The 15,792-nt window shown below is 62.0% G+C and carries 16 protein-coding genes; 9 read left to right on the forward strand and 7 right to left on the reverse strand.

What is annotated here, in order from left to right; translation table 11 throughout:
- The first annotated feature begins 32 nt into the window (after nt 1-32).
- Nucleotides 33-1,145 (forward strand): phosphate uptake regulator PhoU, encoded by a 1,113-nt coding sequence (locus C440_RS02695; protein ID WP_008318021.1) that lies wholly within the window; start codon nt 33-35, stop codon nt 1,143-1,145.
- 30 nt (nt 1,146-1,175) lie between these two features.
- Here the strand turns inward: C440_RS02695 and C440_RS02700 are convergent, their stop codons facing one another.
- On the reverse strand, nt 1,176-1,763 hold the full coding sequence (locus tag C440_RS02700) for a hypothetical protein (RefSeq protein ID WP_008318023.1): 588 nt from the start codon (nt 1,761-1,763) through the stop codon (nt 1,176-1,178).
- A 467-nt stretch (nt 1,764-2,230) separates the two neighbouring features.
- Here C440_RS02700 and C440_RS02705 point away from each other — a divergent pair, with 467 nt between their 5' ends.
- Both C440_RS02705 and C440_RS02710 read left to right on the forward strand, forming a co-directional pair.
- Nucleotides 2,231-2,962, forward strand: coding sequence for a cob(I)yrinic acid a,c-diamide adenosyltransferase (locus C440_RS02705; RefSeq protein WP_008318025.1), 732 nt, complete (start codon nt 2,231-2,233; stop codon nt 2,960-2,962).
- 106 nt (nt 2,963-3,068) lie between these two features.
- The gene (locus tag C440_RS02710; protein ID WP_008318026.1) at nt 3,069-3,857 is read left to right on the forward strand and encodes a DICT sensory domain-containing protein; all 789 of its coding nucleotides are present in this window, start codon (nt 3,069-3,071) and stop codon (nt 3,855-3,857) included.
- A 192-nt stretch (nt 3,858-4,049) separates the two neighbouring features.
- Here C440_RS02710 and C440_RS02715 read toward each other — a convergent pair whose 3' ends face one another.
- The gene (locus C440_RS02715; RefSeq protein ID WP_008318028.1) at nt 4,050-4,919 is read right to left on the reverse strand and encodes a universal stress protein; all 870 of its coding nucleotides are present in this window, start codon (nt 4,917-4,919) and stop codon (nt 4,050-4,052) included.
- Nucleotides 4,920-5,282: 363 nt separating this feature from the next.
- On the opposite strand from C440_RS02715, the gene C440_RS02720 reads away from it, so the two are divergent.
- On the forward strand, nt 5,283-6,428 hold the full coding sequence (locus tag C440_RS02720; RefSeq protein ID WP_049915192.1) for a DUF7118 family protein: 1,146 nt from the start codon (nt 5,283-5,285) through the stop codon (nt 6,426-6,428).
- A gap of 77 nt (nt 6,429-6,505) precedes the next feature.
- Here C440_RS02720 and C440_RS02725 read toward each other — a convergent pair whose 3' ends face one another.
- Together C440_RS02725 and C440_RS02730 are read right to left on the reverse strand one after the other, a co-directional pair.
- Complete coding sequence (locus C440_RS02725; protein WP_008318029.1) at nt 6,506-6,946, reverse strand: hypothetical protein; 441 nt, start codon at nt 6,944-6,946, stop codon at nt 6,506-6,508.
- A gap of 212 nt (nt 6,947-7,158) precedes the next feature.
- Nucleotides 7,159-7,626 carry an FKBP-type peptidyl-prolyl cis-trans isomerase gene (locus tag C440_RS02730; protein ID WP_008318030.1) on the reverse strand — a complete coding sequence of 156 codons (468 nt, stop codon included), beginning with the start codon at nt 7,624-7,626 and terminating at the stop codon, nt 7,159-7,161.
- A gap of 107 nt (nt 7,627-7,733) precedes the next feature.
- Here C440_RS02730 and C440_RS02735 point away from each other — a divergent pair, with 107 nt between their 5' ends.
- From C440_RS02735 to C440_RS02750, 4 genes are all read left to right on the forward strand, one after another.
- Nucleotides 7,734-8,564, forward strand: coding sequence for an alpha/beta fold hydrolase (locus C440_RS02735; protein ID WP_008318031.1), 831 nt, complete (start codon nt 7,734-7,736; stop codon nt 8,562-8,564).
- 119 nt (nt 8,565-8,683) lie between these two features.
- On the forward strand, nt 8,684-9,760 hold the full coding sequence (locus tag C440_RS02740; protein WP_008318032.1) for a 2,3-butanediol dehydrogenase: 1,077 nt from the start codon (nt 8,684-8,686) through the stop codon (nt 9,758-9,760).
- Nucleotides 9,761-9,883: 123 nt separating this feature from the next.
- The gene (locus C440_RS02745) at nt 9,884-11,149 is read left to right on the forward strand and encodes an ABC transporter substrate-binding protein (protein ID WP_008318033.1); all 1,266 of its coding nucleotides are present in this window, start codon (nt 9,884-9,886) and stop codon (nt 11,147-11,149) included.
- Between the two features lie 45 nt (nt 11,150-11,194).
- On the forward strand, nt 11,195-12,070 hold the full coding sequence (locus C440_RS02750) for an amidohydrolase family protein (protein WP_008318034.1): 876 nt from the start codon (nt 11,195-11,197) through the stop codon (nt 12,068-12,070).
- An 83-nt stretch (nt 12,071-12,153) separates the two neighbouring features.
- On the opposite strand, the gene C440_RS02755 is transcribed toward C440_RS02750, so the two are convergent.
- The 3 genes from C440_RS02755 to C440_RS02765 all read right to left on the reverse strand — a co-directional run bounded on the left by C440_RS02755 (nt 12,154) and on the right by C440_RS02765 (nt 14,754).
- On the reverse strand, nt 12,154-13,071 hold the full coding sequence (locus C440_RS02755) for an ABC transporter substrate-binding protein (protein WP_008318035.1): 918 nt from the start codon (nt 13,069-13,071) through the stop codon (nt 12,154-12,156).
- A gap of 123 nt (nt 13,072-13,194) precedes the next feature.
- On the reverse strand, nt 13,195-13,959 hold the full coding sequence (locus tag C440_RS02760; RefSeq protein WP_008318036.1) for an enoyl-CoA hydratase/isomerase family protein: 765 nt from the start codon (nt 13,957-13,959) through the stop codon (nt 13,195-13,197).
- Nucleotides 13,960-14,115: 156 nt separating this feature from the next.
- Nucleotides 14,116-14,754 (reverse strand): helix-turn-helix domain-containing protein, encoded by a 639-nt coding sequence (locus tag C440_RS02765; protein ID WP_008318037.1) that lies wholly within the window; start codon nt 14,752-14,754, stop codon nt 14,116-14,118.
- Between the two features lie 90 nt (nt 14,755-14,844).
- Between C440_RS02765 and paaA the strand changes: the two genes are divergently transcribed.
- The gene (paaA, locus tag C440_RS02770; RefSeq protein WP_008318038.1) at nt 14,845-15,789 is read left to right on the forward strand and encodes a 1,2-phenylacetyl-CoA epoxidase subunit PaaA; all 945 of its coding nucleotides are present in this window, start codon (nt 14,845-14,847) and stop codon (nt 15,787-15,789) included.
- The last annotated feature ends 3 nt before the right edge of the window (nt 15,790-15,792 follow it).

Here is a 15,792-nt window from a genome sequence, read left to right on the forward strand (position 1 = left end):
CAGGAACCACACTCACAGCATACCCCAAAACAATGGAGACACGCAAGATACAGCAGGTCAGCAACGGGACGTTCACCGTCTCGCTCCCCAGAGACTGGGCGGACGGTGTGGGAATCACCGCCGGGACGGTCGTCGATTTGCACACGCATATCGACGGCGTCCTCGTGGTCCAGCCACCGGACTGCGAAGAGCAGTCGTCGGTGCAGGTGACGGTTCGCGCTGGCGACGACAGCTATCTCGAACAGACCCTCCGCGCCGCGTACGCCGCCGGGGCGAACGAAGTCGTCGTCGAAGCCGACGGGTCGTTCGACAGCGACCAGCGACAGACGATCAGACGAGTCGCACGAACGCTCGTCGGCGTAACGATAACCGAGGAGTCCGAGACGCACGTCACGGCTCGGAACGTCCTCGACGCAAACGAGGTGTCGATTCGCCAGTCGGTCCGGCAACTCCAGTTCGTCGCGGTGTCGATGCACCGAGACGCGACCGCCGCACTGACCGGCGACGCGACTATCGGCGGCTTCGGCGACCGCGACGACCGCGCCGATAGGCTGTTCGCCATGGTTGACCGCCACTTCACCCGCGGTCTCGACCGTCTCGATGCGGTTGACGCGCTCGGCGAAACCCGAACGGAACTCTACCGACTCCACGCCGCCGCCCGGGAGTTAGAGCGTATCGCCGACCACGCCGAACAGATTGCGTCGGTCGCATCCGCGGTCGATGACTCGCTCGACAACTCACTCGCCGACGAACTCGAAGACTGCTCGCAGACCGTCCGGGATGCGGTCGAATCCGCGGTCTACGTCGCGTTCGTCGGCGGCGGCTCAGAGGCCGCCCGCGACATCTTCGAGGCGCGCGACCGGGTGTGCGAACAGATAACCGACATCGAGCGCCGCATCTTCGAAGCGGGTGACGCCGACTACCGGTACGCCCACGCTCTCCACAGCCTCCGCCGAACCGCAGAACACGCCGGGAATATCGCAGAAGTCGGGTTGCGGACGGCCGTTCGCCGCAAGGAGTTAGACGACTACGCGGTGGAAACCGACGAAGAGTCGTCAGAATTCAGCGAACCGGTGTCGAGTTCGGGACTCGTCGGCTCCGGCGGGTCGGAAGACGACCGAGGCGGGTCCGTCGTCACCGACTGAGCCACCGGCAGTACAGGACGCGGAGGAATCCTACTGCTGACCGTCCGATTCGCTTTTCGAGACGAGGTTTTCTAACGCGCGGTCGCCGAACAAGATGACGAGCGCGGCTCCGACGAGGTTGAACACGAGGTCAAGCGCCGTGTCCACTCGACCGTAGGAGACGAGAACGGGGTCGATTCCGAGCGTGTCAGCGCCGCGGTGGATGGCGTATTCGGCGAGTTCCCAGAGGATACCGCCGCAGACGATGACGGCGATGACTCGCTGTGAAGGGTCGCGTCCGCGTCGGCGAGCGAGCACGTGGACGAAGCCGCTGAGGATGGTCGCCGAGTGGGTGTGGGTGAGGTGGTCCCACCACCACACGTCGTCGTAGGGACCGAGCATGCCGACGGCGTGTGTCAGCATCGCTACTTCGACGTAGACTCGTTGCCACGGGTGGAAGGTCACACCGGTCAGCCGCTCGAACACGTCGGGGACGAAGGTTCCCACGAGCGCGAAGACGGCGTTCACCATCGCGGCGGGCTTGCGACTACGGAGTCCGGCGAGGAACACAGCGACGATAGCGTACCTGATGCCGCGTTCTGCTGTTCGTGCCGCCGGTTGGTGTGTTGTGTTCGTCACGTCTGTTGTTCGTCGTGACCGACGGCGTGTTCGATTAAATAAGTTAACCGCAGAAACCGACGGGTGGCGAAATCGAGGCTGTCACCAGCGACAACAAGAGCCGTCAGCGACGACGGAAAACCGTCTGCTGGCCCGAAAGCGGCTATTCGGGTGGGGGAGTGTACAACCCACGTCCGATACTACCAACCGCGATGAACAGATTCCGTGCGTTCGAGGACGTGAACACCAAACACGACTCCGACGACACTGCAAAGCGGACGAAAAGTGGCAGTCGATTGGTAGCGTGAGCCGACAGGAGGACGGTACGCGGTTCCACCGATTGTGATGCGACTGCCGAGTCGCGGCGAGGGACCCAACAGTAATTTGGCTACTGAAAATAGACTTGTTTCGACGACAAGCGTTCCGAACGCGGGCGTGCGGCACACCGACGACACGGCTGTAACCGACGATATTCGACCCTCAACAAAATGACCGACACAATAGACCAGTCCGACAGCACAGACAACACCACTGACACGGAAGCGACTCCCGATTCGGTACGGACGAACACGCCGGGGCGCGGCATTCGACCCGAAGCGGGAACCATCGAACCCGACGCCCCCGACGAGTTCGGACTCGTACAGGCGTGGTGGGGTGATGGCAAGGGAAAGACGACCGCCGCGATGGGGATGGGCTTTCGCGCCGCTGGACACGGGTACCGCGTCCACATGCTCCAGTTCTTGAAAGGCGGGGCCGACTCCGTAGAGGCGGTTCGTGGCGAGTACAACGCCATCGCGGCGATGCCCGGTTTTTCGTTCGAAAACCTCGGGCACTACGGGTGGGCCGGGATGGCCGACGGGAGCGACGACGCCGACCACGCCGAACAGGTCGCCGCCGGTCTCGAACGGGCACGAGAGCTGGTTGACGCCGCCGCCGACGCCGACCTCACCGCGCCGCTCGACCTTGACGGCGAACCCGAGGCGGGTGTTCACTTCCTCATCATCGACGAAATCCTCTACGCCGTTGCGATGGGCCTGTTGGACGAATCCGACGTGCTTGACCTCGTCGAACGAAAGCCCGCCCACCTCGAACTCGTGTTGACCGGGAGCCACGAGGACCCGACGTATCTCCACGACGCCGCAGACCTCGTGACGAACGTCCGAAAGGTGAAACATCCCATCGACGCCGGACAGCGCGCCAGAAAAGGAACGGAGTACTGAGCGACGGCCTCGCCGACGAACATCGGTATCCCACTATCAACCGGAATAATAAGCGGGGAACTGATTTGTCGCCACGAGAATACGATACAGTTAGGAGTCAGACTAGATGACACTCGAACGGTTCATAGGCCGGGTTGATGCCCCGAAACGAGTGCTGTCGGTCGTCAACCGGTCGGAACCGGCGCCGGTTCAGCGGATGTTGGAGACGACCTTCGACGAGCAACCGGTGACCGTCGATGAACTCGATTTGCCGGACGAAGAGCGCGACACCGTCATCCTCAGTGAGGTAGCCGACGGCGAGACGCGAGTGCTCGCCACGTCTCCGCTCGCCGAGTTGATGGACGCTATCTTGTTGGTCAACTCAGATATCTACATTACGGGCCAGTCAGACCTCGCGGCGTACGAGTTGCCCGAGGTGCTGACGCGACTGGACGACGTGCCGTTTTCACTGCGAGGCTACCCCGAATCGAACAAGGAGAAGTTACTGCTCATCGCAATCTCTCGGTTCATCGAACGCCGCGCGTGGGATGTCGGCGCGGGGCGGCTCAGGACGTCGTTCCAGCGCCTCTCTCGAATCGACGACGAACGCGGAACGCGCGAGGTCTACGAGCAAATCGCGGCGACCGACGTGCAGACGCACATCTACGGAGTTCCTGACTGGCACCCCTCTCCCGAATTCGGCGTTCTGAGCCACGGCGGGCACACGCCCGACTACCGAAATTCGTGGTTCGTCGTCTACACGCCGCCGGAGGACGCGGCCGAAACGGTACACGAGTCGGCGACCCCAGTCGCCTTGCTCGCCTTCGAAACCGAGCCGAGAAGGTGGAAAGGGTACTGGACGTTCCAGTCGGCGCTCGTCGCCGATATCAACAGGTACATCGAACGAAACATGTGACATCGCTCGTCCGTTCGTGTGGGTCGTAGACAGTAGATAGAAACCGGTGAAGAAGACGGCAGAGAGACTGGAGCGGGCCGAGAAAGCAGGGTCGAAACGAGAGTGAACAGAAAAACCGGTCTCGTTCGGCGTTTCTTACCCACCAATTTCTCACCTCTCGATACTCAGACACGGTTTCTCACCTCACTTTGTTCACTCGTCTGCGGTGAGCGTAATCACGGGAACCGGGGCGGACCTGACGGTCTGTTCTGCGACGCTCCCGAGGAGAATCCGGTCAACGCCGCTTCTGCCGGTCGTTCCCATCACGACGGCGTGGATATCGTTGTCTTCGACGGCGGCACGAATCTCGTCGCTCGGCGTTCCGTGTTCGACGTGTTCGACGAGGTTCGTGATACCGAGGTCGGTCGCCTCCGAGACGACGGCGGAAATCGCTTCGTTCGCCCCCTGTTCGCTCTCTTCGCCGGAGAGCATCGACCGCACGTCGAATCCGAGCGACGAGTCATCGACGACAGAGAGGACGTGAACGGTCGCGTCGAGTGCCGCCGCGAGTTGGAGTCCGTGCGTCGTCGCGCGCTTCGAAGACCGACTGCCGTCGGTCGGAATCAGGATTCGCTCGTACGGGAACGCGAGTTTGTCGTCGGGGTCCATGCGGGCGGTGAGGACGGGGCGGTCGGACAGACGAACGACCTTCTCCGTGACACTCCCGCGGAGTTGGCGTGAGATTCCCTTTCGGCCGTGCGTCGGCATGACGATGAGGTCGTAGTCGTACTCCGAAGCGTACTCCACGATAGTCGGCGCGGGGTTGCCCTGAACGATATCGGTCCCGTAACTGACGCCGAGCGTGTCGAGCGTTGCGCCCGCCTCCTCGACGACGCTTTCGCCTTCGCGTTCGAGTGCATCGACCACGTCGTTGTTGACGACGGTCACGCTGTCGCGGGACGTGTCCGCGACGAAAAGCAATTGAATCTCCGCGTCGCCCCAGTGGGCGAGTTCGCTGACGTGGTGGAGCACTGCACTCGAAGTGGTGCTCTCATCGATAGGGAGAAGGATTTTCTCGTACATGCGCTTTCGTAGGGTTGGTCGGTGGTAAGTCCTTTCGACGGACTGGAACCCGATACTTCGAGCATGGGCAATTTCGTGATTCGTGCAACCGCTTAACATGAAAGGCCCACAGTTCTGTGCGTGATGCCACCGAGAGACGAATCGTACTGGCGGAACGACGACCGCGGCTGGCGAACCGACGATAACCAGCCACGTCGGGGCGACACCGCGGGCGCTGACGTGCTCGCCGACTATCGGTGAGACGCGACCGGGTCGATTCACCGAGGCAACTCGGTCAGCAGATTTTCATCCTTCCCGCGATGACACTCAGAATATGACCCTGTCCCCGCATCCGGGTTCGGTACGTCGAGGTGGCGACGCGTGATGGACGGTCAATCGCGCGCAGACGACCCCGTCGAAGCGATGCAAGCGGCGGCCGACGACCTCTCGGCGCGGCGCTCGCAGGTGGCCGAAATCGGCACGGAAGAGCTTCGGGCGCTTGCCGAGGCGTATCACGACGTAGCGACGATTTTAGACCGCTACGAAGCCCAGGCGACCGACCGCGACGACTTCCAAGGCTACGTCGAGTTTCGGGATACGCTCTCGAACCGCCTCGAATCGGTCCCCGCAGACGTACGCCACGGGGAGGCGTTCATCGAGGCTAACGAGACGCTCACCACGGGCGTCACGTCGTCGCTTTCGGCGTCCGACTTCGACCGCGCGAGAGAGCAACTTCGACCGGCCCGCGAGGACGCGGCACTCCTCGATTCCCTACAGGACGCAACGGAGACGTACCGCCACGCGCGCCGTGCCCTCAAAGAGCGCGCGGACGAGGTCGAACGCGAAATCGAGCGCCTCGAACGCGTCTTGGAACTCGGCGAAGCCGACATCGACGCGCCGGTCCACGAACTTCGAGCGCCGATCGACTCGTACAACGAGATGGTCCAAACCGCCTTCCAACGATTCGTCAGCGACGAACCGTCTCGGAGCGTTCTCGGGTGGTTACAGCGCGTCGAGTCGTACCCGCTCGTCGAAACGCCGGCGGTTCCGGACCGGCTCACCGACTATGTCGAAACCGCGACCGTCGGCGATGAGCCGATAGCAACACTCGTCGAATACGCGGGCTACTCGCGGTCGAAACTCGACCACTACGTTGACGACCCGCAGGCGTTTTCGGCGGCTGTCGGGGCGAACACACGGTTCCTCGATACGCTCGACGCCTCGGCTTTGACCGTGTCGTGGCCGCCAGCACCCGCCGCCGAGCTACGGTGGCGAACGAAAGAACTCGTCTCCGTCGTGAGTCGGTTCGCCGACGACGACGTGGTCGCTCGTGCCCGCGAAGTACACGAACTGACGCACGACGAATCGTTCGACCGGCTACGGGACGCGGCGGTCGCCCGCGAAGAACTCACAGATGACCAGCGCGACCGACTGCGACGCGGTGCGGTCGCGGACGAACTGGACGCGCGTAGAGACGAGTACGACCGTCTCCGGAGCTGTATCGACGACCACCCACCGCTCGACGAGTGAGGAAACTGACGAGTCGGTGAACTGAGAACGGCAACGGCCAACCGACGAAGAACCGGCCGACGAAAAGCTCGTTTCCGCTATGCGACGGTTTTCGCTCGTTCGTGGTACCACCCGCCGAAGGCACCGATAGGGACGATTACCCAACCGGCGGCAACCACGGCTAAGCCGAAAGAGATGGGAAGAAACAGTGCGAAGAAGGTCGCGGCCTCGGTCACGGCCATCGTGCCACGGAGCAGGTTCGAAACCGAGAGGAACAGCACCGGGCCGACCGACCCGACCGTGAGACTGGCGAGTGCGGTTGCCGCGCCGAAGAGAGCACCGTGGGATACCCGGGATGTTTCCGGGTACGCCTTGCGCCAAAGCAGTAGCCCGACGACGAAGGAGGTTGGAACAGCGAGCGGAATCGAGAACACGCCGGCGGCAAGTACGAACCCGATTGACTCGTTACCCGTGAGAACAGTTGTAAGGTACGCGCCACCGAACCAGACGACGAGCGCCAAGAGGCCGGTTGCGGCCATCGCAATCCCGCCGCCGACGTCACGACGGGACGCGTACGGAAGCCGACCCGGCCCGAACCGATGACAGAGTCGTTGACTCATACTAACATATTGAATACACGACACATAAAGATAATTCTCGTCGAACGTTGGCGAGGAATACCCGGCTATCGATTCCGATGGCTCTGTCGGTTCGCCGTAGGGTCTAAAATAAGTCCAGAGTCAGTCGGCGATTAGTTCGCGTCGAGGATTTCGACGTCAAACACCAGCGTTTCGCCGGCGAGTTCGTGGTTGAAGTCGATACGAACGACGTCGTCGTCGACGTGGATGATTTCGCCGAGACCGCCCTGTTGGGTCTGGACGTACATCCCGGCTTCCGGGTCGTCGCCGAGAACCTCGCGGAGTTCGTCGAAGTCGTGTTCCTGTACGAGGTCGTCGCGCGGTTCGCCGTAGGCCTTCTCCGGCGGAATCTCGATTCGCTCTTCGTCGCCGACTTCCATGCCGACGAGCGCCTCGTCGAGTCCTTCGATGACCGTTCCGGCACCGACTTCGACGGCGAGCGGTTCGTAATCGCGGTCCGGTTGCGACTGCGCGAGACCCTCATCCTCGGCGACGTCCTGCCGCGACGTGTCAAAAATCGTGCCGTCAGTCAGTTGACCGATGTATTCGAGTGAGACAGAGTCACCAGTTTCAATCGTCATGCTTCTATTCTCTGGCGGACACGGATAAATGGCAGTACTGCGACCCATCAAGTCAAACAAAAAACACAACAGCGCGGATTCATCTCGACTCCGAGCGAATAGAACATATGCCATTTATTCGCACGGGCGACATCGACACGTACTACGAGCGGCGCGGCGTCGGGCCGCCAGTCGTGTTCGTCCACGCCGCGGTTCTCGACCACACGCAGTGGGACGACCAAGCAAGCGCGCTCGAAGACGAGTACACGACCATCACCTACGACGTCCGCGGACATGGCCGGACCGGCGGGTCAGCCCGGAAAGCGTACTCGCTCGACCTGCTCGCCGACGACCTCGGCGCGTTGATTACGGCTTTAGCTCTCGAAAAGCCGATTATCTGTGGTCTCTCGACCGGTGGCTGTATCGCGCAGGTGTACGCGGCGGCCAACTCCGACGGACTCTCCGGGTTGGTACTCGCGGATACCTTCACACCGGAGGTGTTCGACCGGCGCGAATGGCTCCAACGGTCGGTGCTACTTCGAGCGGCGATTCCGCCGGTTCGACTCGTCGGCTACGAGCGCGTCGAGAGAGTCATGGTGTGGATACAGGAACGGCTGTCGAGGACGAAAGCGGGCGGCGACTACGAGCGGGTTGCGGAACTCCGGGAGGACGTCCCGAAGATGCGAACCGACGAGTTTGCGAAGGTACTCCGTGCCATCGCGGCGTTCCACGAAACCGAGGTCGTCCTCGCGGCGATTTCGGTTCCGACGTTGGTTCTCTACGGCGAACACGAACTGCCGTTCATAAAGCACCACGCGGAGAAATTGAAACGCGAAATTCCGACCGTTACCGTCCGCGAGGTTCCCGGAGCAGGTCACGCGTCGAACCTCGACAATCCGGCGTTCTTCGAGGATGCGCTTCGGACGTTCGGTGCCAAGTTCACGGCGGACGTCACGTGAAATCAGCCAAATTGATGGCCAGATGAGATATAAATAGCTACTGGAACCGGACTTGTTCGTGACAATGCTAATTTTCAAGCTTGATAAGAAAGTCATAGAGAGTCAGACCGGAAAACATCATGCAAGCGGCACACTACTACGGCCAAAAGGACGTTCGTATCGAAGACATCGAAACGCGGGCAGTCGGCGAAACGGCGGTTCGTATCGAAGTCGATGCCTGCGGTATCTGCGGTTCCGACCTCCACGAGTACGCGGCCGGGCCGATTTCAGTTCCGAGCGAGACGCCGCATCCACTCTCACAAGAGACGGCACCGGTACGAATGGGCCACGAGTTCAGCGGAACGGTCACAGAAGTCGGGACGGAAGTCGTGGACCTCGAGGTCGGCGATGCGGTCGTCGTCAACCCAGTTCTCAGCTGTGGTAACTGTCGGTACTGTCGGGCAGGGGAGTATCACACCTGCGAGGCGGTCGGCTTCATCGGTCTGTCGGGCGGCGACGGTGGGTTCGCCGAATCGGTCGTCGTAGACACACAGCACGTCGTCCCGCTCGGTGACGACGTTCCAATCGAACACGGCGCGCTGGTCGAGCCGCTCAGCGTCGGACTCCACGCGGTTCGTCGGTCCGAAGTGCAAGCAGGCGATTCAGTCGCCGTTTTCGGAAGCGGTCCCATCGGGCTTGCGGTGATTCAGTGTGCCCGAGCGGCGGGTGCAGGGCGAATTTACGTTTCCGAGCCGCGGCAAGCGCGACGCGAGCGTGCAATCGCTTGCGGCGCGAACGAAGTCATCGACCCGTCGAGTACGGACGCTGTCGAATACGTCACAACACAGACCGACGGCGGTGCCGACGTAACGTTCGAAGTCGCCGGCGTCGAAGCCTCGTTCAACGCCGCGGTGCAGAGCACGAAACGGGGCGGGACCGCGACCGTCGTGAGCACCTCCGAAGCGGAGATACGGACCGACGTGAACCAACTCGTCCTCGGCGAGCGCACGGTCACCGGGTCGCTCGCGTACCTCGCCGGGCCGCGGTCAGAAGAAGAGTTCGGCCGAGTCATCGACATGCTCGCCGACGGCCGCCTCGACCCCGAACCGCTCGTCACCGACCGAATCAGTCTCGAAGCACTCGTCGAAGACGGCTTCGAACAACTGCTCGACCCCGAAAGCGAGCACGTCAAGATTCTCGTCAAGCCGAACGAGTAACTACGAAACCGCTTCCCCGTACTTTTTCTGTGAACCTACAATCGCGGATATAACACGACCGGAGATGTTTTAGTCTGGCCTAAATTTCGGAACTTCTTTAGGGTATTTAGGCTAGCCTAAAACATGGCACGTGACAGCGAGGCGGAAAGCGGTCCGACACGACGTGACTATCTGGCGTACAGCGGTGCGCTGGTGAGCAGTGGCCTGTTCGCCGGTTGCCTGAGCAATGGCGGCGCGGGCGACGCACCAACTACGACGACAGCGGCAGAGACAGCGACGGAAACGCAGACCGAAACGACGACGCAGACGACGACCGCCGAAGCGGATTCGTTCTCGGTCACGATGTCACCGGTGGGCGAAGTTTCGTTTGCGTCCGTCCCCGAAACCGCGTACGCGTACAGCCCCCACTACGCGGACATGGCTGTCGCCTTCGGGCACGGCGACGCAATCGCATCACTCGGCGCTCCCGACGGCTACGGCACAGCACTGAACTACTACTACGACGCCATCGACGGCGCGAATTTCGACATCGAGCGCGTCAAACAGGTGTGGGACGGCGGTGTGGACAAAGAACTGTTCTACGAAATCGACGCCGACGTGCACCTCCAAGACCCCTGCTGGCTGATGTCGTTCGCGGAGGGCTGGGACGCCACCGACATAAAAGAAGTTCGGGAGAACATCGGCCCGTGGGTCGGAAACCGATACAGCCGCGAGCAGGCGCAACCACCCGAGGAATGCCGCGACGGCTACCAGTTCTACACGCTCTGGGAACTCTCCGAGAAGATTGCGACGGTGTTCCAAGAACGAGCGCGGTACCGAGCACTCCACGACGAGTACGAGACGCTAACCGAGACTATCGAGAGCGACTTGCCGCCGGAAGCAGACAGGCCAACCGTCGGGCTCGTCGTCTACCGAGACGGCGCGTTCCGCCCGTACGAGATAAACAGCCCGGGGTTCGCAAAGGCACACATCCGGCCGCTCGGCGCACACGACGTCTTCGTGGACAACGACCAGACGTACGACGAAACCGCCGACGGCGAAATCGGTCACGAAGCGATGTTGGAACTCGACCCCGACGTCATCCTGCACAACTTCGGTGTCGGAGGGTTCTACGATGTCGCCACGGTCCGCGAGACGCTGGCGTCCCACCCGGTCGGCAGTGAGCTGACGGCGGTCCAAAACGACCGCGTGTACAGCTCCGGCTTGCCGTTCCAAGGGCCGCTTACGACCTTCTTCCAACTTGAGATGACCGCGAAACAGCTCTACCCCGACGCGTTCGGCGAGTGGCCCGGCGACGGAAGCGAATCATCGTATCCCGATATTCCGGCCGACGAGCAACTATTCGACCGACAGCGACTCTCCGCTATCGTCACCGGAAGCGACTCGTAAGGGTCGTCCGTTCGATTTTTATCGTCTGGCACACGTCGTACATTGATGACCGTGAGGGATTCGCTCGACGAGCCGCGCATTATCGACACGCACGCACACCAGCCGACGGCGGAGTTCCTCGAAGACGCCGGCGGCGAGATGATGAAAGACGCGGCGAACAGATTCGGCGCGGAGATGGAGACGTGGGACTACGAGGAGATGATAGAGGAGTACCACGAACACGGCATCGCCAAAGCGATTCTCCTCGGGTGGGATGCCGAGACGAACACGGGGAATCCTCCGGTTCCGAACGACTACGTCGCCGAAGTCCGCGACGAGTACCCGGATTTCTTCGTCGGATTCGGGAGCGTTGACCCGCTGAAAGACGACTGTGTCGAAGAGGCGATTCGCTGTGTCGAAGACCTCGGGCTGTCGGGGTTCAAGTTCCAACAGATCGCACAGGGTTTCGACCCGAGCGACGACGAACACACGAAACTGTTCGACACCATCGAAGACCTCGGCGTGCCAGTCGTCTTCCACGGCGGGAACTCGACGCTCGGAGCGTGCTCGCCGGGCGGCCGCGGCCTGAAAATCAAGTACGGCAACCCGATGCTCATCGACGACGTGGCGGCGGAGCATCCGAACCTCAAGATTCTCATCGCTCACCCGGCGTTCCCGTGGGAACAAGAACAACTCGCCATCTGTCAGCAGAAGGGGAACGTCTACATGGACCTCTCGGGGTGGCTTCCCAAGTACATCGACGAGCAAGTGCTCCATTACGCGAAGACGGTCCTCCAAGACAAGGTGATGTTCGGAACCGACTACCCGATGATTCGACCCGGCCGCTGGTTCGAGTCGTTCGACGACCACTTCGACGCCTCCGACGAAGTGAAACGGAAGGTTCTCTGGGAGAACGCAGAGCAGTTCCTCGGTCTCGACTGACACACTGAAGCAGACGAGATTCAGTATCGAGCGTCGAGGAGAGCAGGACCGGCTTCCACGGAAGAATACAGATTCTATCGACGTTACCGAGCGTTTAGCGGCGCTTCGACCCGCTCGAACCACTGGTCGTGCTCACCCGAACTCGAATCCGGATGGATACAGTCCGCGAAGACGGCGAGTGAATCTACGAGACGCGGTCCGGGGCGATTGACGAGCGCGTTGCCATCGACCGCGTAGACGTGCCCCGACTGAACCGCCGCGATGTCGTCCCACATCGGGTGATGAGAAAGCTCCGAAACAGCCTCCAGCGCCCGCTCAACGTCGAAGCCACACGGGGCGACGACGAGCCGTTCGGGGTCGTATTCGAGAAGCGTCTCCCAGCGAATGGGAGCGGACGCCCCCTCCGGTTGGAATGACTCGTCGCCGCCGGCGAGACGGACCATATCTCGAACCCAGTGACCGCCGCGGATGAGCGGGTCGGTCCAGTCGAGAACCGCTGTTCGGGGGCGTTCAGACCTGTCGAGACGGCCACCCCGAGAACGGATGTCGGCGACGCGGTCAGCCGCGTCAACGCGGAGAGCCTCGGCTTCCGCTCGCTTGTCTACGGCCGCGCCGACTGCGACGATGTCGTCGAGCACATCTTCGAACGAGTGCGGGTCGAGCGCGAGCACGTCGGTATCGAGCGACCGCGATTCGACGGTTTCGAACACCGCCGACGAATCGACGGCACAGATGTCACACGTCGCCTGCGTGACCACGATGTCGGGGTCGAGCGATTCGAGTTCGTCGCCGTCGAGGTCGTACACCGCCCCCTGTACGGACTGCATCTGGTCGTCGATATCGCTACTCGACTGGTCTTCGTAGTCGATATCCGTGCTCGTGAGCACCGGTCGGTCGGTGACGTGCGGCGGATAGTCGCAACTGTGGGAGATGCCGACGGGGTCAACGCCGAGCGCGGTCAGCAGTTCGGTTGCGGACGGAAGCAGTGAAACGACGCGCATACGACCGCTTCGTCTGCGAACCTCAAACGTCCGTCGGGTCGCGGTTGTGTTGAACCGTGGGTCGTTAATTCGAAGTGCCGTTGAGTCGGTGGTCGGTGGGTCAGTGGTCAGTGAATCGGTGGGTCAGTCGAAGTCGGGACGGCGATTCTCCAGGAAGGCCGAAACACCCTCGTCGTGCGCGTCGGTGTCGTAGGCGAGCGTCTGCGCCTGCGCCTCGCGTTCGAGACCGTCGCGCCACGGGCGTCCGAGGTTCGCGTGAATCGCCTCTTTTGCGAGCGCCAGTGTCTCAGTCGGGCGGGACGCAAGCGTTTCGACAGTTTCGGTGACCGTGGCATCGAGTTCGTCCGGGGCAACGACGTCGTTTACGAGGTCGAGGGTCGCGGCGCGCTCGGCGGATATGAGCGTCCCGGTAAACGCCAACTCTTTCGCCGCGCGGAGACCGACGAGTCGCGGGAGTGTCACCGTCCCACCGGCGTCGGGGACGAGACCGACGTTGACGAACGACGCGCCGAAGCGCGCACCGCGGGCCGCGTAGGCGAAGTCGCAGGCGGCGACGACCGACGTGCCAGCGCCGACGGCGTCACCGTTGACGCGAGCGACGACCGGAACAGGGGCGGTGAGAATCGCTTCGGCGACGCGCCCGAGCGTCCCACGGACGCGCTCGTACGCCTCGCGGGCGGTCTCATCGCGTTCGGCCATCGCTTGAATGTCGCCACCGGCGCTGAAGGCGTCGCCGTCGCCGGTCAAAACGACGGCGTCGAACGTCTCGGGTGTGAGGTCTTCGAGAGTCGCCGAGAGGTCACGTGCCACATCGGCGGTGAAGGCATTTTTCACGCTGGGTCGGTCGAACGTCACCGTCCTGACTCCGTCCGTGTCTTCGACTCGCATACCCTCGCTACACGGACGCGAGGTAAATAGTCTCCCGGGCGACCAGTCACTTGGGCGAACCCCGGGGGCACTATTGGACGAACACCCGGCGCTATAGACGGAGCACTCCGTGGGCACTATTGGACAGAGTACCCCGTTGAGACTATCGAGGCGCAGTCAACCGAACAGCGTCCCGAACACCGACTGTTGCGCTCGGCGGAGTCGCTCTAAGAACGCGGATTTGCTGATGCCGAGTTCGGCGGCCACGTCCTCGGCCGTGATGTTCCGCGGCAGTTCGAAATACCCTAATTCGACCGCGACGCGGAGGCTCTCTTCTTGCGCCGGTGTGAGGTCCCACGCTCTACCGACCGGTGACGTCTCATCAGACCGGAGCGGATAGACGCGCTGAAGTTGGATACCGACGGTGTGGCCCGCCTTCTCCATCACGCCGCGGAGCACATCGTATCCGACTACCGCCCCGCGCATCGTCGCGCCGCCGTCGTTGTACTTCATCGATTCGACGAGAAAGCCGACATCGACGAGTTCGTGGACGACGCAGGGATGTTTCGAGAGACAACGGTAGGTGTAGGCGTCGTTGCCGCGGGTGACGTGGAGATAGCGAATGGCGTCGGCGGCGTCGAGGGTCGCCGCTAATCGGTCGTCGGGCGACGCCGAAAAATGGAGGAGTACGTTGCCGTCGGCGCGGAGTTGCGGCGCGGTCGCATCGACCGTGACGGGAACGGTCGCGGTCGCCCGAGCGAGCGGACAGTCGTCTCCGTCGATGCGGAACTCGGCGACTAGACACTCCTCTATCATCGTCCGTTCGTACGCGACACGTGTATAAAAAGGCAGTCTATAGGCGGGCCAATTCGTAAGTGGTTATCCATGATAGTTTTACATAGACCGATGGACCTCGAAACAGTCAAAGAACGAGCCGGACCGCGGCAGTTCGCTCCGAAAGACGACATGCCGGAGAAGTACCGCAAGGCTGCGACGCGGATGATTCAGTTCCACGCGAACAGCGAAGTCATGGGCGGCTATCTCGAAAAGCCGTTCATCCGCCAAGCACCGAGTATCGACCGCAAGCTGGCGTTCTCCGCGAAGGTACAGGACGAAATCGGGCACGCGCAACTGCTCTACCGAGCGGCTGAATCGCTCGGCATCAAGACGCGCGAAGAGATGCTCGACGAACTGGCAAACGGTGAGGGGAAGTTCCTTAACTGCTTCCACTACCCGATGGAGTCGTGGCACGAAGTCCCGATGATCGCGTTCTTCGTGGACGGCGCGGCGATGCACCGGCAGGCGACACTCAAGAACACGTCGTGGACGCCGTACGCGCACGCGATGGACAAGGTGTGCTTCGAGGAGGGGTTCCACGTCAAACACGGCGAGTCCATCCTCTCCGAGCTGATGAACGGCTCGAAGGCGACCCAAGAAAAGACCCAGGAGGCCTTCGAACTGTGGTGGCCGCGCATCATCCAGTTCTTCGGCCCGACCAACGACAAGTCGGTCCACAACGACTTCGCACAGCAGGTCGGTCTGAAGACGAAATCGAACGACGAACTGCGCGACACCTTCCTCGACACCTACGTCCCCAAGGCGGAAAAGTACGGTCTCGAAATCCCCGAGTACCCGCGTATCGAATACGACGAGGCCGAAGAAACCTACCACGTCAACGAAGACGACCTCGACTGGGACGAGTTCTGGACGATCGCCAAGAACGACTCGGAAGGAAGCCACGAACAGATCGGCTCTCGCGCCCACGCCCAAGCGGCGGTCGAATGGGTCCGCGAGTCCATGGATAGCTGGGAACAGGCATCGAACACCGGAACGCCGCAGGCGGCGGACTAAGAA

Origin of the sequence: Haloferax mucosum ATCC BAA-1512, assembly GCF_000337815.1 — an archaeon.
Taxonomy (GTDB): domain Archaea; phylum Halobacteriota; class Halobacteria; order Halobacteriales; family Haloferacaceae; genus Haloferax; species Haloferax mucosum.